18 protein-coding genes and 1 riboswitch are annotated in these 22796 nt (G+C 40.8%); of the genes, 11 read left to right on the top strand and 7 right to left on the bottom strand.

Features of this window, described 5'->3' with window-relative positions; genetic code table 11:
* The first annotated feature begins 99 nt into the window (after positions 1-99).
* Positions 100-984 carry a metal-dependent hydrolase gene (locus tag MP622_RS11355; RefSeq protein WP_243791021.1) on the top strand — a complete coding sequence of 295 codons (885 nt, stop codon included), beginning with the start codon at positions 100-102 and terminating at the stop codon, positions 982-984.
* Between the two features lie 65 nt (positions 985-1049).
* On the opposite strand, the gene MP622_RS11360 is transcribed toward MP622_RS11355, so the two are convergent.
* The 4 genes from MP622_RS11360 to MP622_RS11375 form a co-directional block, all read right to left on the bottom strand.
* On the bottom strand, positions 1050-2042 hold the full coding sequence (locus MP622_RS11360; RefSeq protein ID WP_243791023.1) for a DUF2804 domain-containing protein: 993 nt from the start codon (positions 2040-2042) through the stop codon (positions 1050-1052).
* Positions 2043-2210: 168 nt separating this feature from the next.
* Positions 2211-2786 (bottom strand): DUF1543 domain-containing protein, encoded by a 576-nt coding sequence (locus tag MP622_RS11365; RefSeq protein WP_243791024.1) that lies wholly within the window; start codon positions 2784-2786, stop codon positions 2211-2213.
* A gap of 520 nt (positions 2787-3306) precedes the next feature.
* Positions 3307-4536: a tryptophan synthase subunit beta gene (gene trpB / locus MP622_RS11370; RefSeq protein WP_243791026.1), complete on the bottom strand. Its 1230-nt coding sequence runs from the start codon at positions 4534-4536 to the stop codon at positions 3307-3309.
* Complete coding sequence (locus MP622_RS11375; protein WP_243791028.1) at positions 4520-5161, bottom strand: phosphoribosylanthranilate isomerase; 642 nt, start codon at positions 5159-5161, stop codon at positions 4520-4522. The genes trpB and MP622_RS11375 overlap by 17 nt, the downstream gene beginning before the upstream one ends.
* A gap of 142 nt (positions 5162-5303) precedes the next feature.
* Positions 5304-5511: riboswitch (cobalamin riboswitch) on the top strand.
* Between the two features lie 34 nt (positions 5512-5545).
* Here MP622_RS11375 and MP622_RS11380 point away from each other — a divergent pair.
* From MP622_RS11380 to MP622_RS11405, 6 genes are all read left to right on the top strand, one after another.
* The gene (locus tag MP622_RS11380) at positions 5546-7405 is read left to right on the top strand and encodes a TonB-dependent receptor (protein ID WP_151504486.1); all 1860 of its coding nucleotides are present in this window, start codon (positions 5546-5548) and stop codon (positions 7403-7405) included.
* A gap of 98 nt (positions 7406-7503) precedes the next feature.
* Positions 7504-8082: a cob(I)yrinic acid a,c-diamide adenosyltransferase gene (locus MP622_RS11385; RefSeq protein WP_044738732.1), complete on the top strand. Its 579-nt coding sequence runs from the start codon at positions 7504-7506 to the stop codon at positions 8080-8082.
* A 218-nt stretch (positions 8083-8300) separates the two neighbouring features.
* Entirely contained in the window at positions 8301-9020 is a 720-nt protein-coding gene (locus MP622_RS11390; protein ID WP_243791029.1) for a glycerophosphodiester phosphodiesterase, read from the top strand.
* Positions 9021-9311: 291 nt separating this feature from the next.
* Positions 9312-10478, top strand: coding sequence for an acyl-CoA desaturase (locus MP622_RS11395; protein WP_243791031.1), 1167 nt, complete (start codon positions 9312-9314; stop codon positions 10476-10478).
* Positions 10479-10587: 109 nt separating this feature from the next.
* Positions 10588-12033, top strand: coding sequence for a protein adenylyltransferase SelO family protein (locus MP622_RS11400; protein ID WP_243791033.1), 1446 nt, complete (start codon positions 10588-10590; stop codon positions 12031-12033).
* Positions 12034-12103: 70 nt separating this feature from the next.
* A complete protein-coding gene (locus tag MP622_RS11405) occupies positions 12104-12475 on the top strand; it encodes an MmcQ/YjbR family DNA-binding protein (RefSeq protein ID WP_243791035.1) in 372 nt (123 codons plus the stop codon).
* A gap of 889 nt (positions 12476-13364) precedes the next feature.
* Here the strand turns inward: MP622_RS11405 and MP622_RS11410 are convergent.
* The 3 genes from MP622_RS11410 to baeS form a co-directional block, all read right to left on the bottom strand.
* Positions 13365-14720: an amino acid permease gene (locus MP622_RS11410; protein WP_243791037.1), complete on the bottom strand. Its 1356-nt coding sequence runs from the start codon at positions 14718-14720 to the stop codon at positions 13365-13367.
* A gap of 212 nt (positions 14721-14932) precedes the next feature.
* The gene (locus MP622_RS11415) at positions 14933-15619 is read right to left on the bottom strand and encodes a response regulator (RefSeq protein WP_016168184.1); all 687 of its coding nucleotides are present in this window, start codon (positions 15617-15619) and stop codon (positions 14933-14935) included.
* 11 nt (positions 15620-15630) lie between these two features.
* Complete coding sequence (gene baeS / locus MP622_RS11420) at positions 15631-17292, bottom strand: sensor histidine kinase efflux regulator BaeS (RefSeq protein ID WP_243791039.1); 1662 nt, start codon at positions 17290-17292, stop codon at positions 15631-15633.
* A 133-nt stretch (positions 17293-17425) separates the two neighbouring features.
* On the opposite strand from baeS, the gene MP622_RS11425 reads away from it, so the two are divergent.
* The 4 genes from MP622_RS11425 (at position 17426) to MP622_RS11440 (ending at position 22722) form a co-directional block, all read left to right on the top strand.
* Positions 17426-18046 (top strand): hypothetical protein, encoded by a 621-nt coding sequence (locus tag MP622_RS11425; protein ID WP_104441111.1) that lies wholly within the window; start codon positions 17426-17428, stop codon positions 18044-18046.
* A gap of 309 nt (positions 18047-18355) precedes the next feature.
* Complete coding sequence (locus MP622_RS11430; RefSeq protein ID WP_044738723.1) at positions 18356-20158, top strand: acyl-CoA dehydrogenase C-terminal domain-containing protein; 1803 nt, start codon at positions 18356-18358, stop codon at positions 20156-20158.
* Positions 20159-20326: 168 nt separating this feature from the next.
* Complete coding sequence (locus MP622_RS11435) at positions 20327-22108, top strand: acyl-CoA dehydrogenase C-terminal domain-containing protein (protein WP_044738722.1); 1782 nt, start codon at positions 20327-20329, stop codon at positions 22106-22108.
* Positions 22109-22224: 116 nt separating this feature from the next.
* On the top strand, positions 22225-22722 hold the full coding sequence (locus MP622_RS11440) for a phosphate-starvation-inducible PsiE family protein (protein ID WP_016168189.1): 498 nt from the start codon (positions 22225-22227) through the stop codon (positions 22720-22722).
* Positions 22723-22796: the final 74 nt, after the last annotated feature.

Genomic DNA, 22796 nt, shown 5'->3' on the forward strand with positions numbered 1-22796 from the left:
ATATGGCATAAAATGTATAAAAAATGGCAAGTACTGTCAAAACTTCTCCGATAAACATCGACATACTGCTCTTATCGAAGGTTCTATTAGTAAAAAACGATGAATACAATAGTCCGAAATCAAGTTCATCCTGTTGTTCGTACCGAATTCGATTTTAAATTAGATCAGGTACCCCGCTTCTGGATGAACAATGACCCATTTTTAACCCGTGTATTTGACGCGTTAAGCCTCACTTTTCCAGATGGCGAGCGTTACTTTATTCAATCGGTACGCTTGTTTCGCGATAAAATCACGGATCCCGAGTTAGAACAACGTGTCGGTGCTTTCATTCGCCAAGAAGCCCAACACGGTATCGCGCATGAAAAAATGAACCAAGTCATGCGTGCACAAGGTATGCCTGTAGATCAATTTATTCAACGAATTAACCGAGTATTCAAGTTCGAACTTGAAGAGCGCTCCCCTCAATACAATATTGCAATGACAGCAGCGGCAGAGCATTTGACGGCCTTAATGGCAGAAACCTTTTATGGTAAAAAAGAAACTTTAGCCAATGCTCATCCTTATGTACGTGCGCTCTTGGCTTGGCATGCAATTGAAGAAATGGAGCATCGGGATGTCGCATTTGATGTGATGCAACAAGTGGGCGAAGTATCAGAGTCAATGCGTCGATGGGCACTCATTCTCACCACGCTTATGATGATTGGCTTTACGCTCTATCGTGCTAATGTCATGTTAAGACATGATGGCTTTAGTCGCTGGCAACGCTTCATTATGATTATGAAAGGATTGCCGTGGTTCTTTGGTCGTAAAGGCACCTTAACCAGTATTCGCAAACAATATTTTGATTGGTTTAAAAAAGGATTTCACCCAACCCAACAACCGATTATTCGTCAATACAATGTGTGGGTCGATACCCTTGCTGCAACCAACGACCCTATTCAAGCAGGCGAAGCCTTTTGGCAAGCAGCACAAAGTAAAAAATAAGATACGTTCGATCAAGCTGCCTCCTAAATCAACAGTCCTAATGTAGAGGCGGCTTGAAGAGCCCCCTACCATTTCGCATAATGTTGTTCTAGAAGGCCATACTCATCGACCAGTACAATTTCTTGATTGTCCAATATAATGCTACCACTGATACGTGCCTGCCACTGACTAAACTGGCTACCGACCAATCTTAAGTTCAAATTTTCATAACGACGCCAACTGGTCGTAACAATTAGGTTGAGGCGTTGATCCAAAGAACGGATATTCCAATGCCCTTCTTCAAGATGCTCAAATAAAATATCCGTCAATTGAAACAACTGACCATTTACCCACAAGCAATTCTCATTACCAAAACTTTCATTGACCCCTGAGGCTAAATTCAGTCCAATTCGTTGATTATTGGTATCCCAGAAATTACAAGATAACCAAAACCAGGCTGTTTCAGGTCGAAGAAATCCGCACGTATCATCTAAAGAAGCAAAAGTTTTGTCATGAAATTGCACCACTTCATTTTGCTTATTCACAAAATAGCCTTCACAACCCAGTGTGGTGAGTTTTTGGGTATAGGTCCAGCCATTAATTCCTGTTGGACTACACATGCTCAAGGGTTGTGTTCCAGCACAGAAAATACGGGCATTCAGTTTAATTTCGCCATATTTAGTCACGCGAATATAACGCACCCCATTGGCATGTTGCATTTCAATTTGAAACGGTGATTTATGAAAAAAACTTTGGTTATATAAAGGTTGCTCATCTAAAAGTGTGTTACGGGCCAAGAAATTAATGGCATTCCATTCCATAACATCCTGCGTAAGATGGTTATAAACGTAAAAAAAACCATGCCCTGCCCATGCAATATCGGCAATGGCTATTCCAATGGTGTAATACTCATGTTGAATTGAGCAGAATTTAAATTTTTTATATTTTAAACGTTTACGCCAACCCTCTAACACCTCTCCATAAGGAGTTTTATATTGGTATTTTTGAACGTCAATATTTTGAGGTAATGCATTAAAGCGACCATAATGTGGCTGCCCATTCGACTGAATTAAATCCATTTATCCAATTCCATTTCACATATCGCTAGATCTGCTTTGACCTATACAGCATGTCACATTAAGAATTTTCTGCGTTCTTTTTATGCAGCAAGTATCGATCATTTCTTACTCACCCAATGTTAGCATAAAAAATACTATATCAGCACAACGCACTTAAAATGTTTAAAATTAAACATTTAACATAAGATAAGATAAGATAAGATAAGATAAGATAAGATAAGATAAGATAAGATAAGATAAGATAAGATAAGTATTTTCCCTCGTGTTTGCATCAAAGTCAGCTTCAACCAGACGTACATAACGACCATGTATACAATCAATGGCAATACAGTCATCTACTTCTAAAACACGATCTGTATGTTGCTTTTGCCATTTTTCATCGAAATATTGCTTCCCTCTTTGCTTTGCCTCCGCGGCATGCGGAGCAACGACTAACACATAACGGTGTAACTCACCAAACTCACGTGCGTCATAGCCGCCTAAATTAATTAGCGATAGCTTTTGATCTGCGACTTGAGGTTGAGCATCACTAAACTGAATCTGGTATTTTTTTCCTGCACTTTCGACACCATTCACCCTTGCCCAAGCATCAATATGTAAGCCTTTTTGTTCACCAAACCATGCATTTTTTAATTGTGTATACGTGTCTTCTAGGCTGTCACCCACAGCAAATACAACATCATGGACTTCGGTATTGGCACGTACATGACGACCACCAAGCATAACCATAAATAGACTAGGCATTTTCTTTCCTTTTTTTGAGATATTTTTTATAGCTAACAGGCGCTTCACGGAAGCATCATTCGCAATTGTTCGAGGTAAACCACACTTCTAGAGAGATGTTTTTGCGACTCCATTAATCACATGAAAGTATAAGACGAGTTTTGCGAATGACGATGCCTTTGGTTACTTTGGGCTTATCCAAAGTAACATTATGAACTCCTTACATTTGAGGTGTAAGCAGTAAGACTCCGTCAAAATTTAAATAACGTTACGACCAATACAAATAAGATAGATTTGACCAAAGTTTTCATTGGCAGGAAATATCTTACTTTTGTTTCAGCAAAAGTAACAAAACCATCTTGTCGAGCAGACATTACATCCCTGTAAGGCGACTCAATAGGCAACATCCATGTCGCCTTCTCTTATTCATGTTTTGGATAAACTTCAATTTCAAAAAAAATCGTGCTGAGCTTTCACCCCACACGATTCTTTAAATATGGCCTTCAAAGCTCTCCCAAATAGGGAGGCTCCAAAGAAGTACTTACATCTCAACCATTTCCACACCATCAATACGTGCCACGGTCATTAAGTCCTTATCACCACGACCAGAAACCGTCGCAATAATAATTTGATCCTTAGACATCGTTGGTGCAAGTTTAGTGACATAAGCCATGGCATGTGCACTTTCAAGCGCAGGAATAATTCCTTCAATTTTCGTCAAATCACGGAAACCTTGTAGAGCTTCTTGGTCATTGATTGGCACATATTCAACACGATGCATGTCTTTTAAGAAGCTGTGTTCAGGACCTACACCTGGATAATCCAAACCTGCTGAAATCGAATGCGTTTCAATAATCTGACCTTGTTCATCCGACATCAAGTAAGTACGGTTACCATGTAAAACACCAACATGACCAGCATTTAACGGTGCAGAGTGTTTCCCTGTTTCAATACCGTAACCTGCGGCTTCAACACCATACATTTTAACTTCAGCATCATTTAAGAATGGATAAAACAAGCCCATAGCATTTGAACCACCACCAACACAAGCAACTAAGGCATCAGGTAAGCGCCCTGCTTGTTCTTGAATTTGACGGCGTGCTTCGCGACCAATAATCGATTGGAAATCACGAACTAGCTGTGGATATGGATGTGGCCCTGCCACTGTACCAATCACATAATAAGTTGAATCCACATTGGTGACCCAATCACGCATCGCCTCGTTCATGGCATCTTTTAATGTTTTAGAGCCACTTTCCACAGGCACAACGGTTGCACCGAGTAAACGCATACGGTACACATTCATGGCTTGACGTTTCACGTCTTCTGCACCCATGAATACTACACACTCAAGACCTAAACGGGCGGCAATCGTCGCTGTTGCAACACCATGCTGACCTGCACCTGTTTCCGCAATAATTCGCTTTTTACCCGAAAGTTTAGCCAGTAAAGCCTGACCAATCGTGTTATTCACTTTATGCGAGCCTGTATGATTCAGGTCTTCACGTTTTAAGTAAATTTGCGCACCGCCCAACTCTTTTGACCATCGCTCAGCATAATATAAAGGACTAGGACGACCTACATAGTAGGCGAGGTCACGGTCGAATTCTGCCAGAAACTGCTCATCATTTTTCATACGGAAATAGAGCTTTTCTAAATCCTCTAATGCTGCCATTAGAGTTTCTGACACAAAACGTCCGCCATGGATACCAAAATGCCCACGTTCATCTGGGTATTGGGTATAGTCAATCACATTACTTTGCTGATCCACGATGGACTCCTTGCATGAAGTTTTCTATAAGTTGTTGGCTTTTTATACCTTTAGCAGATTCTACGCCTCCGCTGACATCTACAGCATAAGCCCCAGTCGTCTTTATAGCGTCTTCAACATTAGCGGGAGTTAAACCACCAGCTAAAATTAAAGGAATATCAAGCTTAGGGAATTGTGACCAGTCAAAACTGTGTCCTGTTCCCCCTTTTAATTCTGGATGCCACGCATCTAAAAGCACTGCGCTTGCCCCTGCCTGTTGGTAGCGTTTCACTTCTGCGACCACATCCAGTTCAGGTTTCACCTGAATGGCTTTATACCAACGACGCCCGACTTGTGTCGCAATCATCTGACAGTCTACGGGTGTTTCATCACCATGAAACTGAATGATATCCAGTGCAACTTGTTTTAGCACATCTGCAATCTCATCCGCAGTTGCATTTACAAACAAGCCAACTGTTTGAACATAAGCAGGCACATGTTGAACGAGTTCTTTAGCTTGATCTGCACTCACATGACGTGGACTAGGCGGGAAAAATACAAAACCAATTGCATCTGCCCCTGCATTGACCACAGCATCAATATCTTGACTACGGGTAATTCCACAAATTTTGGCACGGGTTCGCATATTTATGACTCTAGCTCAGCCCTATTTATAGCTGATCTATAAATATCTGGGCGAATCATTGTAATGCAATTTTTTCGCCTTGCGTAAAGTTCATCCTGAAAAATCTTTACATCGATTGTTTAATTCGCATACAAACCGTATACTGCGCCCAAATGCAATAAGTCTGAGCATTATGCTTTAGGGAAGTTGGTGTAAATCCAACACTGCCCCCGCAACGGTAAAACGAAACGTATATCTTTATAAGTGCTTGCACTTACATCACTGCACTCGTGTGGGAAGATGGGTATACCAATATTGTTCGCAATATTTATATTTAAGTCCGGAGACCTGCTTATCGCGCCGTTTAACTCAATCATTCACGGGGGGTGAATGTATGGAGCCAGCATGCCAAATTTATTTCAGCCTACTGCTTTAGTGGGCGCAATCGCTATTGCGATGGGTTTCTCTACGTCTGCATCTGCACAAGACAACACGAATGTTGTGAATGCATCTTTAGACACTTTGGTGGTAACTGCAACCCGTTCTGAAGAAAAAATTAAAGACGTTCCTGCACGTATTTCAATCATTGAACCACAAATTGTTGAACAATCTCCTATTGCAGAATTACCACATTTGCTCATGAGTGATGCTTCTATCGATATGATGCAATACGGTGGTTATGGTCAAGCAGCATCAATTTTTACTCGTGGAACAAATTCAACTCATACTCTTGTATTACGTGATGGTGTTCGCCTTAACACAGGTTCTGCTGGTTCTGCTTCACTAGCATTTATTGATACAACTGATATTAAGCAAATCGAAGTACTTAAAGGTCCTGCATCCGTTCTATATGGTACAGATGCAATTGGTGGCGTAGTCCAGTTAGTTTCTAAAACACCAGAAAAAACTGGGGCTTTTGTAACTGGTGAAATCGGTGAGCACAGTACCTATAAGTCTGTCATTGGCGCAGATTTGGCTGAGAATGGAATTTATGCGCAAATTCGGGGTCAACGCTTAGAATCTGACGGGACACAAGTTACAGACTTCAAGGATGCTCAAGTCAATGCAGGAGCCTATGATCAAAAAGGCTTTAGTGCAAAATTCGGCATAGAGAAAGAACAATATGCTGCATCAGTTGATTACTCAGAGAATCAGGGTACTTCTACCTATGTTGATGGTATCAATGATGCGAATTGGAATTTGATTGGTCTAAAAAATGTCTCTCAAGATTTTAAAAATGAAATCATTAATGTTAAAGGTCGTGTAAACCTAAGCGATAACTTTGCACTTCATGCTCGCTTATCTCAATTCAAAGATGATCTTGAGCAAAATGATTCTCATGATGCAATCTACAATACAACAAAAGAAGCTGAACTTTATAGTAAATGGCAATTTAGCCCTACTCAGAATATCTTGGCCGGGGTTGCAACGAAAAATGTCGAGTCTGACGTTCTTTCAGGTAGTGGTTATTATGGCGTGGACTATGACAAAGAAGTTGATAGCACAGGCTATTTTGTTCAACACCAATACCAATCTGAAAAACTACACACCCAATTAGGTGTCCGTGTAGAAGATCATGAGACATTTGGTACTCATACCGTAGGGCAAGCTGCTGCACGTTATCAAATTTTACCAGCTACTAGTATTTACACCAATATTGGTACTGCTTTCCGTGCTCCAACGAATAATGACTTATATGCATTAAGCTGGGGTGGAAACCCTGAATTAAAACCAGAAGAAAGTGTTTCCTATGAAATTGGGCTCGACCAACAACTTACAAATCACTTAACAATGGGATTATCTGCATACCGAAATGAGGTTGATAACTTAATTACTTGGCAGAATGGTAAAAATTTCAATGTAAAGGAAGCAACTTTCACTGGTGGCGAATTTAACCTTGATTGGGCAAAAGATGAGTTATTTACAAATCTTTCATATGCTTATGTACAACCAAAAGACAAGAAAACTGATCAAGACCTGCCTCGTCGTTCACGCCAAAGTCTAACTTTGACATCAGGACTACAAAATGAAGTGTATGGCATTAGTGCATCACTTTCAGCTAAATCTAGACCTAAAAATAGCACTATTTCAGGATATGCCACTGTTGATGTAAATGCATTCTGGAATGTAAATCCTAACGTTAAATTATTCACGAATATTCAGAATATTGGTGATGTTGAATACAAAACGACATCTTATGGTAGCGGATACTATTATGTGAATGGTGGTCGCCTAGCTTCCGCAGGAGTCACTTTCCGTTATTAATTTAACTTAAAGACTCAAAAAAATTTAAAAACAGCGCAGTTTATGGATAATGTTTTGACCGGCATTATCCTTTTTTTCATTTAAACCTAGGAAATATTATGGGCCACCGTTTAAGTAAAATTTATACCCGTACAGGTGACACAGGAACCACAGGACTTGGCGATGGTTCTCGTGTAGCCAAAGATGATTTACGCATTATTGCACTCGGTGATGTCGATGAGCTGAATGCATGTATTGGCATTCTACGTGCACAAATCAGCCAAAGTAATATTGCAGAACAAACAGCATGGGATAAAAGCTTAAGTCTAATTCAACACTGGTTGTTCGACTTGGGTGGTGAGGTCTGTATTCCCAACTATCACTTGGTGCAGCCAATCTCGATAGAATACCTCGAACAAGACATTGATCACATGAATGAATCTTTACCCATGCTCAAAGATTTTATTCTACCGTCAGGTACATTGGCTTGTAGCTTTGCCCATCAAGCCCGTGCCGTTTGCCGTCGTGCTGAGCGCAGCCTGATGGCAGTACAGCATCGTGACCAAAATATTCAATCTAGTTCATTACAATTATTAAACCGACTTTCTGACTGGTTGTTTGTCGCTTCACGTACCTTGCAACGCGCAGAAGGAGGAAGTGAAGTTCTTTGGCAAAAAAATATTAACGACACGATTTAAAAAACAACTTGATTGAGGCTAGGTCATCAATCTTCAGTCTCAATCATAACTTTTGCACTGTTCAAATTCTCTTAATCAAACTTTATTTTTATGATTATTCAAACCATTCTTTAGCGTTTAAATTTCTAAAAAATAAGTCAAATATAAGCCCATGGACTGTGAAATTTCACATAACTCCGTAATAATCAAAGTAGAGTAATCACTAAGCGGATGTAGACATGCAAATTATCGGACATCGTGGCGCACGGGGTGAAGCACCTGAAAACACCTTAGGTGGATTTCAATATTTAAATGACTTAGGCATTCGTGCCGTCGAATTTGATGTGCGCCAACTCAAAGATGACACATTGGTGGTCATGCATGATGATAACTTTTTACGCACGACCTCAATTGATCAAAATCTTTACACCTGTACAGTGAATGACTTAGCTCACTACAATCAGGCTGCAATCTGGATGGACTGGCAACCTCAGGTGACGCCTACTTTAGAACAAAGCCTTAACGTTCTACGTGAATTTTCTCATCTAGAAGTGGAAGTAAAAGCCGTGAATGATTTTGCAGCTGCAGAGAAACTGATTCAAAGTTTAGAACAAGCTTTGACAGGATTTGAGCATAATGCAGTCATCACCAGTTTTGATTTGAAAATTCATCAAGCTTTACAACAGTCTAAGTCGCGATTTAAAAGAGGACTTCTGATTGAAGAGGACATCCAAGAACGTGCCATTGAACAAGCACTGGCATTAGGCTGTAGCCGTATTGGCTGGATGAATCAATTGGCAAGCGATGCATTAATTCAAGCTACCCACGCTGCGGGATTAAAAGTCAGTGTTTGGACGGTCAATGATGTGCAGCGTGCCAAACATTTGCAAACATGTGGTATTGATGGCCTGATTACTGATTTCCCTAAATTAATGCAGCAACAGCTTCATGTGGAGTGAAAATTGGTTCGTTAGTCGGCAGAATTCAGCTCAAGTTAAGATGAGTACAGCAGTTGACCTAAAGTACAATAGAAATAAATTAAGCAACCAATAAAAATAGCCGACTGGTTACGATAAATTCAATCTTAGCATGGTCTTATTCTGTTACTGTTTAGTACAATACAACTGTACAATAATGCTAGAGTACGATTGTTGCTCATGCTAATATGCCAGAATCTTAATCCTTACAACTTGTAGTGATTTAAGTCCTCAATTTTAACCTGTATCAGGTTTCTAGGAGTGCTGTTGGAGATGAATCCTCCCCTACCTCAAGCCCCAATTAACTGGATTGCAATTTTTGCACTGGTTTTTTTACCTATTGTTGCAGTTATCGCTGTTCCACTCTATGCCATTAATCATGATTTTAGCACAAGTGCGTGGGTCAGCATGATTGTGTTATTAGGTATGAGTAGTTTGGGTATTACTGCGGGCTATCATCGCTTATGGGCACATCGTGCTTATGAGGCGACACTACCTTTAAAAATCATTCTCATGATTATGGGTACTTTTGCCGTTCAGAACAGTATTTTATTTTGGTCTTCTGGTCACCGTACCCATCACCGCCATGTAGATGATGTAGAAAAAGATCCGTACTCAATCAATAAAGGCTTTTGGTTTGCCCATATGGGGTGGATGTTACATGACTATCCAGCAGCAGAGCCTAATTTTAAAAATGCACCTGATCTGCTAAATGACAAATTGGTAATGTTCCAACATAAATACTATGTACCTTTAGTCATTTTAGTACATACAGGTATTTTATTACCTATCGGTTGGGCTGTAGGCGATATGTGGGGCGTGTTACTTTTGGGTGGATTAGTCCGTTTAATCCTGAGCCATCATGTGACTTTCTTCATTAATTCACTTTGCCATATGTGGGGTAAGCGCCCATATACAGACGAAAATACTGCGCGTGATAACTTCTTGCTTGCGATTGCCACTTGGGGCGAGGGTTATCATAACTATCACCACATTTTCCAATATGACTATCGTAATGGTGTGAAATGGTGGCAGTATGATCCGACCAAATGGTTAATCTGGTCGTGTTCAAAACTCGGGCTAGCAAAAAACTTGCGTCGTATTCCAAGCTTTAATATTAAGAAAGCCGAACTTGCGATGAAGTTTAAATATGCTGAACAGGATTTGGCGGTTTACGGTCACAATGTCAATGAAGATATGGCGAATGTAAAAACTCGTATTGCTCAAGAATACGAAGCATTTACCCATACACTGAACGACTGGGCGAAACTGAAAGAACAGGAAATTCAAGCCAAGAAAGCATCTGTGGCAGAGAAAATCAACCAAATGGACCATAAATTAAAAATGGATTTCCAATTGGTCGAGCAACGCTTAGGTCATCATCGTCAAACGCTTAAAGTTTTAATGCGTAATATCAAGAAAAATACGGTTTCTGAATAATACTGAAAGCCTCTGAATTCTGAATAAAGCTTCCTCAATGGAAGCTTTATTCATTTTTGAGTGATGGTTTTGTTATAGTGGGTAGAGTTCATCCGTCTGATCCAATCTTATGCTTTTTAATTCCCGCTATTTAACCCTAAATCCAAAACTGTACCATCAACAAATGCCCTTACCTTTGGTCGGAGCAAAAGCAGGTCATTTCAACCAAGCCTTGGCAGAAGAACTGCAATGGACTGCCGAAGAACAAGCAAATTGGGTTGAAATTTGTAGCGGACAAAAAACCTTTGCTCAATTTCCCCCACTTGCGATGGTTTATGCAGGGCATCAATTTGGACAATGGGCGGGTCAACTCGGTGATGGTCGCGGTTTACTGATTGCCCAAATCCTTGATCAAAAACAACAAACCATTGATTTACACTTAAAAGGTGCAGGGCAAACACCTTATTCGCGGATGGGAGATGGCCGTGCGGTTTTACGCTCAGTCATTCGTGAATATCTGGCAGGTCATGCCCTCAATGCGCTGGGTATTCCTTCTAGTAATGCGGTCGGTTTTACTTCGTCTACTCAAGGTGTACAACGTGAAAAATTAGAGCTGGGTGCGATGCTGCTCAGAACCTCTGACTGCCATATTCGTTTCGGACATTTTGAGTGGATTAATCAATATCAATCGGACTTATTGGCTGACTTTACGCAAAAATGTATTGAATGGCACTATCCTGAATGCCTGCTCGCCGAACAACCAATCTTGGCTTTCGCCACCCAAGTGATACAACGAACTGCCGTCATGATTGCCAAATGGCAATTGGTTGGTTTTGCACATGGCGTTATGAATACCGATAATTTGAATATCACAGGTTCAACCTTAGATTTTGGTCCTTACGGTTTTATGGAACGTTTCCGTCCCAATTGGATTAACAATCACTCCGATTACCAAGGCCGCTATACCTATCAGCAACAACCCAGTATTGGACATTGGAACTTATGGATGTGGCTAAATAATTTAATCCCGCTACGACCAGAAAACTATGACAAAGAACAATGGAAAGAAGATCTAACAGCTTGCTTGAGCCATTATGAACCGACCTTTTTGGAACATTATCGCTTAGGTTTATGTCAAAAAATGGGCTTACCTGATTTTCATAAAGATAGCTTTGATTGTGGCATGCTTTTTTTAAGAATTTTGCAATCTGAACAACTGGATTACACCCAAAGCTTTATTCGTCTACAAAATCAAGACTACCAACTGCTTTTGGATGATTGTCTTGACCGCCGTCAGTTTGAAAGTTTCCTTCAGCAGTACAAACAGATTCGTGCCAATCAAGACACAGCAGAACTCGATGCAACAATGCAACAAGCCAATCCAGTTTATATCCTACGCAATCACATGGCACAAAAAGCGATTGAACTGGCTGAGCGCAATGATTTTTCAGAAGTCGAACGTTTATTTAACCTACTCAGCCAACCGTTTGAACGAAATGTGGCACTAGAGAAAACTGAAGATTTGGCTCCATTACCGAACGATGTGCCTGAAGTGATGGTGAGTTGTTCATCTTAAAAGTTTGGCTTAAACTGTGGATAAATTAAACATTATCCACAGGACTTCACCCACTAGAGTGATAATCACCATGTCCTTACACCTTATTGCTGCAAAAGCTGCACTTGCCCTACCAGAAGTCACCTGTAGTCAACCCTTTGGCGAGGGCTGTGATGTGTATAAAGTCATGGATAAAATGTTTTTGCTCAATTCATCTTTAAGTGGTGCAACTTTAAGTAACGTAAAAGTTACGCCTGACCACGGCGCGATGCTACGTGATATTTACCCGTATATTCATGCTGGTTGGCATATGAATAAAAAACATTGGATTTCAATCTATGAGGATGAAAACCTAGAGCCTGATTTAGTCATTGATCTGGTGCAAAGTTCTTATGAACTCGTGGTATCCAAGCTGAATAAACAACAAAGACAGCGGATCGCTGCACTTAAAGCCATCAGTTAAATATTGAATGAAGAAGATTTTAATTATTTCTTTTGCTTTTTTAAAGCTGAGCCTTATCACGTCATCAAACTGATCATAAGTTTGGATAAATCTGGTCGCTGCTGTACAGCTTTTCAACATTTTCCAGTATTGCCCACTTGGAACAAAAAATTCGAAACTAAAAGCGAAGTGAGCAATTGAAAGATCATAAAAAAGCCCGACATCCTGTCGGGCTTTTTCGTATTGATTTGTTAGGTATAACTCCTGTCGTACCTCACATCCTAGTGTTGAACTTATCATTTTTGTTTTATGTTTTGGAACATCCTGTTCTCCATAACCGCATCTTATAAAAAATTTTAGGGCTGACCTAGACGCAATCCGCTTGAGATAGTGTAAGCCAAAACGTACATAGAAAAACTAGCTTAATCAGACTTACCCCCAAAATTATCCGCAGAAATTGTGGATAGTTTTCAGGATGGTTGCAGCCAAGCCGTACGACATTAAAGTTAATTTTTGAGTACTTTAACAGCAACTTGATAGCTCACTGCTTCAATTTGTTAGAAATACAATCTTTCCTTTCTCAATTTTGTCTATTTAATTACCTATACATATCAATCCGAAAAGATTCAGTGTGAGAGTCGCTCACTCTCCACCCAAGTTAATCAACAGTTCATGGCAAACCTCAGACAAAGGCCCATTGAGAGTCAGTAAAATCTTGGTCAGTCTCCTGATCAGTTGCTTATTTGATTCCATTGTTGAAAAGTTTGGATTCTATTTCACAATCCTCCCCTAGGTGACATAGGCACATCGCCAGCGGAAAGCTTCACAGATTTAAATCCAGACTTATCTAAGTAAAAGCCCAATAAAAAAGGACTCATATTGAGTCCTTTTCCACATCATCACCTGCGCTTTAACTTTTCGTCGGCTTTAATGTTTTAAATAAAACAAAGAGCATGAAGATCCAGACAGGAAGCATCAACACGGAAAGCATAAAACCTTGATTCCACATGATATACAAAATCATCAACATAAATACTAAAACAAAATAATTACTAAACGGTGCAAACAACGCTGGGAACTTGGTCTGAATACCCTGTTTTTTCATACTCTGTCTAAATTTAAGATGAATCAAACTGATCATCATCCAATTCAACACCGCAGCACTGACCACAATATAAATCAGATAACTCAGTGCTTTTTCAGGCAAGAAGTAATTTAACAGCACACAACCAAAAATCAGTAATGCTGAAAATAATACAGCCGCAATCGGTGTCCCTTGCTGGTTAACCTGCTTAAAAATTTGTGGGGCATTGCCCTGTTCTGCTAGACCTAACAGCATGCGACTATTGGCATACATACCACTATTACAAACAGAAACTGATGCAGTCAAAATAATAAAATTCAGTAAATGGGCTGCCCACTCAATGCCCATTTGCTTAAAAATAAGTACGAATGGACTTTTATCTAACCCGCCCAAATCCAATTGATTCCAAGGCACCAAAGACAAAAGAATCGCCAACGAGCAAATATAGAACAGAAAAACCCGAATCACCGTTTGATTGACTGCTTTTGGAATATTCTTTTCAGGATCTTCGGTTTCCGCAGCCGCCATACTGATCAGCTCAATGCCACCAAAAGCAAACATCATAAAGGCCAGCATATAAAACAAGCCTTCAAAGCCATGTGGGAAAAACCCGCCATGTACCCATAAATTAGTGATGGAAGCAGTGGAACCCACATCAGCCGTCAGCAAGAGGTAAGCCCCAAAGATGATCATTGCGATAATCGCCACAACTTTAATCATCGACAGCCAAAACTCAGACTCTGCGTACAGTTTGACATTGGCGAGATTGGCCAATGTGATCACCACAAAAAATACCAACACTGAGACCCAAGCAGGAATATGTGGCCACCAATAATTCACATACTTACCAATCGCGGTCAACTCAGTCATTACCACCAAGATATACAGCACCCAGTAGTTCCAGCCCGTTAAAAAGCCTGAAAACCGTCCCCAATATTTAAAAGCAAAGTAGCTGAATGACCCCGTCACAGGTTCATGCACAATCATTTCACCGAGCTGACGCATAATTAAGAATGCAATCAAACCGCCAATCATATAACCCAAAATAATAGATGGGCCAGCAGACTCAATAATATGTGCTGAACCTAAGAACAATCCCGTACCAATTGCACCACCCATAGCGATCAATTGGATATGGCGGTTCTTTAAACGGCGCTGAAGTTTAGGCGTCTCGCTGCTCAAAACACATGCTCATCTGACAAAAAATGAATTGTATCGCTTGCACAAGCGATCAACCAGTCTTGTACTTTAAAATCTCCGATTGCTCTGTCTCATTTCGCCACATGACGATTTAAAAGCACGGCTGATTTTGATTGCTACCTTGCCTTCATCCCATAAAAAAAGCGGATAACCCAAGGCTTATCCGCTTCTTCTATCGCTCAGAAAATTATAAGTTAATCTTCTGGATACTCAAAACGATAACCGACACCATACACCGCTTGAATCCATTCATGACGGTTGCCTGTTTCGGCTGCATCCGAAATTTTTCGACGTAAGTTTTTAATATGACTATCAATTACACGGTCTGCCACATCAAAGCTATCTGGATTAATATGATCTAATAATTGTACACGCGAATAAACTTGTCCCACATGTTCAAGGAACAATTCTAGTAAGCGGAATTCGGTTGGCGTTAAGTTGAGAGTCTTTTGTTGATACCAGATGCGTTGTTGAGCTTTATCAACGCGAAACAAGCCATTTTCTTCAGGCTCAGCTTTACGGTCTAAGCGGCGTAAAACTGCCTGCACACGTGCCACCAACTCTTTCGGACTAAATGGTTTACAAATGTAATCATCGGCACCCATATTCAGCCCCAACACACGATCAATCTCTTCTGTTCGTGCCGTCACCATAATAATTGGCAAGTCAGATTGCTCTCTAACCTTACGACAAATGGTCAGACCATCCATTCGAGGGACCATCAAGTCTAAAATCATCAAGCTTGGTTTGCGTTGCATAAAACTGTCATAGGCTTCCTGCCCATCATGAAACAGACTAACCTCAAAACCTGCTGCTTCTAGATAATCACGGACCAATTGAGCCAGTTCAACTTCATCTTCAACCAGCATAATATGCTTCATGAATATTTCCTTTATGATTTCATTTGTTTGGGAAAAGTGAGTTTGCAACGCAAACCACCTAATGGTGAATGCTCAAAACGCAAGCATCCACCGAGTGCCTGAGCAATCTTACATGAAAGTGCCAAACCTAGCCCTGTTCCACCGGTACTTCGGGTTCTCGAATCATCCACACGATAGAATCGTTCACCCAAGTGCTGCAATTGTTCATCCGTCAATCCATACGGGCTATCATCCACATACAGACTCCACTCTGTTGCACTTTGCTCGGTGTGAATCTGAATCTGTCCGCCCGACTCGGTATAACGAATACTATTACTGAGTAAGTTGACCACAATTTGTTTGAATCGGTCTGTATCTAATTGTAAGACAGGAGCATCACCTTGCACGCTGACTTTTAGATTGGCTTGTTCAAACTTCGGTTTGAAGTTCTCTACCTCTTGAACAATCATGTCCCACGGATTTACGGCCGTAAAATAACATTTCAATTGCTGAGCATCGGCTTGAGCTAAATCTGCTAAATCTTGAGTCAGTTTTTTCAAACTACTCACTTGACGCATCATGGCATCCAAATGCTCAGGAGTTGCCTTACGGATACCATCTTGCATGGCTTCAATTTGTGCTTGTAACACAGCCAATGGTGTTTTTAATTCATGCGAAGTATCGGCTACCCATTGACGACGCGAAGTTTCATGTTGATCCAGAATTTCTGCCAATTGATTCAATTCATTGGATAAATCACCCAATTCATCATTACGGTTAATTTTGACTTGATGTTGGTAGTTGCCCTGAGTCAATTCACGTGTACCGTTCAACAAGCGTTGAATCGGTTTCTTAAAATAGGTTGCCAGCAATAATGCAGCAATTAGACTGGCTAAAATGGTCAAGCCATAAACCAAAAATAAATAGCGCTTTTGATTACTAAAGAAGTTGATACTTAAAGCATCATCTTGATCTAGGACGGGTTTTAAACCTAAATAGCCAACCACTTTATCATCGACGATAATCGGGCGATAAGAAATCTGATCTGAAGATGGTTCACCCACGACAAATTGTCGTTTGGCATCATACAAAGATAATCGCGAACTCAACCCTAAACGGTCTGGCATCGAAATAAATTGCTTTTTCTGGTTGCTATCTTTTAACTTATTCTGCGCCTGTCCATCTTTACGATCAGGTGGTCGGAATGCATTTTCATTCGATTTTAAAGGAAATTTTAAACCTTCAAAGGGTTGGTATTCAGAAGGTAAATTTAACTCTAACCAACGTAACTCTTCTTGGTCGAGCAAAGGTTTCCCCTGATCTGCCCGTGCCAGTGTTGGTGGTAAATTTACAAAAGTATGTTCTTCAAAATAACGCTGCTGTAAGGCAATATCATATTGTCGACGTAACCACCAATGCGACAGTCGGTCATAATCATCAGGGTCGGCCTGACCTTCAATTTGTAAAATCTGGGCCTGAATGGCATTACCCCAATCATGATAAACTGCATAGACTCCCGCCAAGTTGGAAATCAGATGATCGAGCTTTTGCATTTCGACATCTGCTACATACTTAGTAAAGTTTTTTTGCATGGTCCAATGCAATACTCCCAGACTTAGCGTGATAATCACTAAGGTGGTCAGTAATACAGTTAAGAATAGGCGTAACGCAATCGGGACACGTCGAGTATTCAACAGCGGTGCTCAGTTGTTATTTTGTTGGGACTATTGTAACCAACCTCTTTTCAAAAAACCCTCCATTGTTTCTTCATCTTTATTATTTAATCTTTAAGCACAAATGAAAAATAGCGTGCTGGGGTAACTTGTAATGAACTTGACGAAAAAAATTGTATTAGCAACCTGCGGTATTTTAAGTGTCGGGGCCTTAACAGCTTGCCAATCAACACCAGAGCCTCAAGAACACTCCCATCATCATATGGATGGTCGTTATGCAGATCGTTTGATGCCCGAACAGCGTGCTGAACATGATCAAATGCGTGCTGAACACAAAGCAATGTTTAAGCAAATGCGACAAGCCTGTGATGGCAAAGCTGCTGGGCAAACTGTTCAGATTAAAGCGGGCACACAAACCATTGATGGTCAATGTCATATGGTATTCCAGCCCGACCATAAACGTGGACATGGTATGCATATGGGGCAACCTCCCATGCAAGGTGATGAAGGCATGATGCGTCCACAACGTGGTGAAAAACTGACAGATGCTCAGCGTCAACAAATGGTGCAACAGTTCGATCAACGCTTGAGAGAAAAACAAGCCTTCCAACAAGCGGTTGAAACTGCATGTAATGGTCAAGCCGATGGCAAAGTCGTTCAGATTAAAGCGGGTGAACAAACGCTTTCAGGCAAATGTTCAGTACGCTTCTTCCCAAATCAACCACAACCGAATGCAGCACCAACAGCAAATATTGCACCTCCTCCAGCTGCATAAGCAGATTTACAACAAAAAAGACGCCGCAAGCGTCTTTTTTTATGCCTAAATGGAGGACATAACTTTTTACGTTTTTTGACTATTTGTATCATTAAAAAAAACATAAAAACGTTTACACTCAATGTACTTAGAAAATTCAAGCCACCTTTTTTTGACTTTACAGTCACTAAGAAATGGGGGGCAAGTGCTTGTACCTTATAACAAGATGTTGCACGATTAACTTGTACTTAAAAACGTGTCATTGAAGGCACGTCACCATGTTTATTAGGATTATAACGCTGGTTAAAACCAGTATTGAGGAAAACCGACATGCCACAATACAAAGCGCCCTTACGTGATATGCAGTTCGTTTTGCATGAATTACTAAATGCTGAACAACATTATGCAAAACTTCCTGCTTTCCAAGAAACCGTAAGCCGTGAATTGGTTGACCAATATTTAGAAGCTGCGGCTGATTTCTGTGAAAATGAATTGTCTCCAATCAACCAAAGCGGCGACCGTGAAGGTTGTACTTGGAATGATGGTGTAGTTACGACACCTACTGGTTTTAAAGAAGCGTACCAAAAATATATCGAGTTAGGCTTCCCTTCTCTTTCTGCTGAAGAACAATACGGTGGTCAAGGCTTACCTGTTTCTTTGGCTAACGTAATCTCTGAGATGGTCGGTACTGCAAACTGGGCTTGGGGTATGTATCCTGGCCTTTCTCACGGTGCAGTACGTACTTTAGAACACCACGGTTCACCAGAACAAAAAGATACTTACTTACCAAACCTTGTATCAGGTGTTTGGACAGGAACCATGTGCTTAACAGAATCTCATGCAGGTTCTGACCTTGGTATTATCCGCACTAAAGCTGAACCGAATGCTGATGGTAGCTATGCAATTACTGGCGAGAAAATATTTATCTCTGCTGGTGAACATGACATGGCAGAGAACATTATTCACATCGTGCTTGCACGCCTTCCAGGTGCACCAAAAGGCACCAAAGGGATTTCTTTATTCATCGTACCAAAATTCAACTTGAATGCTGATGGTACATTGGGTGAACGTAATGCTGTTCGTTGTGGTTCAATTGAACACAAAATGGGTATTCATGGTAACGCAACTTGTGTCATCAACTTTGACAACGCAAAAGGTTACTTGATTGGACCTGAAAACCGTGGTCTAAACTGTATGTTTACCTTCATGAACACAGCACGTATCGGTACAGCGGTTCAAGGTCTTGCTGCATCTGAAGGTTCTTTCCAAGGTGCGCTTGCCTACGCGAAAGATCGTTTAGCAATGCGTTCACTTTCTGGTCCTAAAGCACCTGAAAAAGAAGCTGATCCAATTATTGTTCACCCAGCTGTACGTAACATGCTGTTAACGCAAAAATCTTTTGCTGAAGCAGGTCGTGCATTGGTTTACTTATTGTCTTTCCATGCCGACATCGTAGAGCAAGGTGCAACTGAAGAAGAGCGTAAATACTCTGACAACATTTTGTCGTTACTTACTCCGATTGCAAAAGCTTTCTTAACTGAAACAGGTTCTGAATCTGCAAAACACGGCGTACAAGTGTTTGGTGGTCACGGCTTTATTTCTGAACATGGTATGGAACAAATTGTTCGTGATACCCGTATTTCATGCCTATACGAAGGTACGACAGAAATTCAAGCTTTGGACTTGTTAGGTCGTAAAGTTTTGGGTACTCAAGGTGCAATGTTGAAAGACTTCACCAAGATTATTCACAAATTCTGCGAAGCGAACAAAGACAATGCAGCAATGAAAGAATTTGTTGAGCCACTTGCTGCACTCAACAAAGAATGGGGCGACCTCACCATGCAAATTGGTATGCGTGCAATGCAAAACCCAGAAGAAGTTGGTGCTGCCGCGGTTGATTACCTGTACTTCTCTGGTTATGTAACGCTTGCTTACCTATGGGCTCAAATGGCGTTGGTTGCACAGCAAACCCTTGCTGCTGGTACAACTGATGTAGATTTCTACAACGCTAAAGTGACCACTGCTCGCTTCTACTTCAAGAAAATCTTGCCACGTGTTCGTTCACACGTTGACGTGATTGCTGGTGGTGTAGAGCCATTAATGTCATTAGATGCGGAACACTTCGCGTTCTAATCACACTTTAATGTTGCTTGCAATGTTAATTTGAAAAAAAAGGACTGGTCGGTTTTGACGGTCCTTTTTTTATGTAATCAATGCTAAATTTAATTCTATCAATAATACGTGTGATCGCGTGTTATTCCACACTCGGCACATGATGTATACAACAAAGGTGAACTAACTATGCCAATTTATAATGCACCGCTTGCAGATATGAAATTCATCTTAAATGATGTTTTTAACGCAGAACAATTCTGGCAGTCGAACGAAAATCTAGCGCATTTAGATGCAGCGACTGCAGAAGCTATTTTAGAAGAGATGGCGAAATTTGCGCAAAATGTAACGCTTCCACTGAACCGTACAGGTGATGAAGAAGGTGCAACTTATAACAATGGCGCAGTGACGACACCTGCTGGCTTCAAAGATGCCTTCCAACAATATGCTCAAGGTGGTTGGATTGGTTTAGGTGCAGAAGAAGAATGGGGCGGCCAAGGCATGCCAAAAATGCTGACTGTACTTTCTGATGAAATGCTGTTCGCAACCAACCCGTCTTTCATGCTTTACCCATTACTTTCAGTCGGTGCAGGTATGGCGTTAAACAGCTATGCATCTCAAGAGCAAAAAGAAACCTATTTACCTAAAATCTACTCAGGTGAATGGTCAGGTACTATGTGCTTAACTGAACCACACTCAGGTACAGATTTAGGCATTATCAAAACTAAAGCCGAACGTAACCAAGATGGTACTTATAACATCACAGGGACTAAAATCTTCATTACGGGCGGTGACCACGACTTAGCTGAAAACATCATTCACTTGGTGTTGGCGAAAACTCCAGATGCACCTGCGGGTTCACGTGGTATTTCATTATTCATCGTACCAAAATTTCTTGTGAACGAAGATGGTTCAGTAGGTGAGCGTAACGCCGCAGGACCTGGTTCAATCGAACATAAAATGGGAATCAAAGCTTCAGCAACTTGCGTGATGAACTTTGACGGTGCAAAAGGCTACCTCGTGGGTAAAGAAAACGAAGGGCTTGCGGCGATGTTCGTCATGATGAACTACGAACGTTTATCAATGGGTATTCAAGGTCTTGGTGCTTCTGAATTTGCCTACCAAAATGCGGCACAATATGCGACAGATCGTTTACAAGGTCGTAGTGCTTCTGGTGTGAAATCTCCAAACAAACCAGCAGACAGCATTTTAGTGCATGGTGATGTACGTCGTATGTTGTTAAACGTACGTGCGAACAATGAAGCATCGCGTGCATTTGCAGTGTATGTGGGTCAACAGTTAGACATCACCAAATTCTCTACCGATGCTGAAGCTGTGAAAAAAGCCAATGATCGCGTTGCGCTTTTGACACCAATTGCAAAAGCTTACTTAACCGATACTGCATTCCAAGCAACGCTTGATGCTCAAATGTGCTTCGGTGGTCATGGTTATATCCGTGAATGGGGTATGGAGCAATGTGTACGTGACTTACGTATTGCACAGATTTACGAAGGAACAAACGGCGTTCAATCTCAAGACTTGATTGGTCGTAAAACTATTAAGTGTAACGGCGCCTACGTTGCAGAATACATCGAAGAAATTCGTGATTTCGCCAACGGTTTAGATGCAGACTTAAACTTCATTAAAGATGCCACTTTAGATGCCGCGACAGAAGTAGCTGATTTGACTCAATTCGTACTTGCGCAAGCAGCAGAAAATGTAGAATTCCCAAATGCAGCAGCGGTTGACTACTTACACGCGGTTGGTTTATTAAGCTTCGCTTACATGTTTGCTCGTATTGCCAATGCAGCAAAAGATAAAGATGGCGAGTTCTTCCAAAACAAATTGGCGCTTGCTCAATACTTCGCACAACGTATTCTTCCAGAATTAGACATGCGTATTGCTAAAGTAAAAGCAGGTTCTGATTTAATCATGAACTTCAGCGAAGATTACTTCACTAGCCAAGCATAATCGTTAAGTATAAAAAACGCCTGCTCTGTCAGGCGTTTTTTTATGCCCTAATGTTCATGTGCATGAAATTTGCTTATGATTGAATAAGTTGTTATTTCAAATAATAGGAGGTAAAGATGTCTGAACGAGATCCTAAAGTGGTTAAAATTGAAACCCTCCTCGACCGATTAGGTAATTTAGCGGTTGAAAGCTTTCATTATATTGCCTTATTTATTATTGGCTGTATGGTGGCATGGTCAGCCGTGCATACCGTCATTGAAATTCTTACCGTTAAACAATACGCCACCATTGACGATATTCTGTTGTTATTTATCTATTTGGAATTGGGTGCCATGGTTGGGATTTATTTTAAAACCAATCATATGCCTGTCCGCTTTCTGATTTATGTGGCAATTACCGCCCTCACCCGTCTTTTGATTTCAGATATTCAACATGATCATAAAGCCGATATGGACTTGGTAATTATTACAGGTTCAATTTTGATTCTTGCGCTAGCCATTTTAATTGTGCGTTATGCGTCGTGGACGTTTCCTTCCGTCATACGCGATAAACATCATGATAAACCCTTACCGCTAGGTAAAACTCCACGTCCAGAAGATGATGAATTGGCTTAATTAAATCTTTTAAATCTAGCTTCCCTACTTTCGTAGCATGACCTCTGTGTCTGCATTCAAATCGGAAGTTGGGA

Source organism: Acinetobacter sp. PK01 (genome assembly GCF_022819285.1).
In the GTDB taxonomy this organism is placed as follows: Bacteria; Pseudomonadota; Gammaproteobacteria; order Pseudomonadales; family Moraxellaceae; genus Acinetobacter; species Acinetobacter tandoii.

Excerpts from the sequence above, each read along its gene's own strand:
- MP622_RS11430 (WP_044738723.1), top strand. The coding sequence starts at position 18,356 with ATGCCACAATACAAAGCGCCCTTACGTGATATGCAGTTCGTTTTGCAT.
- MP622_RS11390 (WP_243791029.1), top strand. The coding sequence starts at position 8,301 with ATGCAAATTATCGGACATCGTGGCGCACGGGGTGAAGCACCTGAAAAC.
- MP622_RS11395 (WP_243791031.1), top strand. The coding sequence starts at position 9,312 with ATGAATCCTCCCCTACCTCAAGCCCCAATTAACTGGATTGCAATTTTT.
- MP622_RS11385 (WP_044738732.1), top strand. The coding sequence starts at position 7,504 with ATGGGCCACCGTTTAAGTAAAATTTATACCCGTACAGGTGACACAGGA.
- MP622_RS11440 (WP_016168189.1), top strand. The coding sequence starts at position 22,225 with ATGTCTGAACGAGATCCTAAAGTGGTTAAAATTGAAACCCTCCTCGAC.
- MP622_RS11360 (WP_243791023.1), bottom strand. The coding sequence starts at position 2,042 with ATGGATTTAATTCAGTCGAATGGGCAGCCACATTATGGTCGCTTTAAT.
- MP622_RS11365 (WP_243791024.1), bottom strand. The coding sequence starts at position 2,786 with ATGCCTAGTCTATTTATGGTTATGCTTGGTGGTCGTCATGTACGTGCC.
- MP622_RS11375 (WP_243791028.1), bottom strand. The coding sequence starts at position 5,161 with ATGCGAACCCGTGCCAAAATTTGTGGAATTACCCGTAGTCAAGATATT.
- MP622_RS11405 (WP_243791035.1), top strand. The coding sequence starts at position 12,104 with ATGTCCTTACACCTTATTGCTGCAAAAGCTGCACTTGCCCTACCAGAA.
- MP622_RS11415 (WP_016168184.1), bottom strand. The coding sequence starts at position 15,619 with ATGAAGCATATTATGCTGGTTGAAGATGAAGTTGAACTGGCTCAATTG.
- MP622_RS11355 (WP_243791021.1), top strand. The coding sequence starts at position 100 with ATGAATACAATAGTCCGAAATCAAGTTCATCCTGTTGTTCGTACCGAA.
- MP622_RS11435 (WP_044738722.1), top strand. The coding sequence starts at position 20,327 with ATGCCAATTTATAATGCACCGCTTGCAGATATGAAATTCATCTTAAAT.
- MP622_RS11400 (WP_243791033.1), top strand. The coding sequence starts at position 10,588 with ATGCTTTTTAATTCCCGCTATTTAACCCTAAATCCAAAACTGTACCAT.
- MP622_RS11425 (WP_104441111.1), top strand. The coding sequence starts at position 17,426 with ATGAACTTGACGAAAAAAATTGTATTAGCAACCTGCGGTATTTTAAGT.
- MP622_RS11380 (WP_151504486.1), top strand. The coding sequence starts at position 5,546 with ATGCCAAATTTATTTCAGCCTACTGCTTTAGTGGGCGCAATCGCTATT.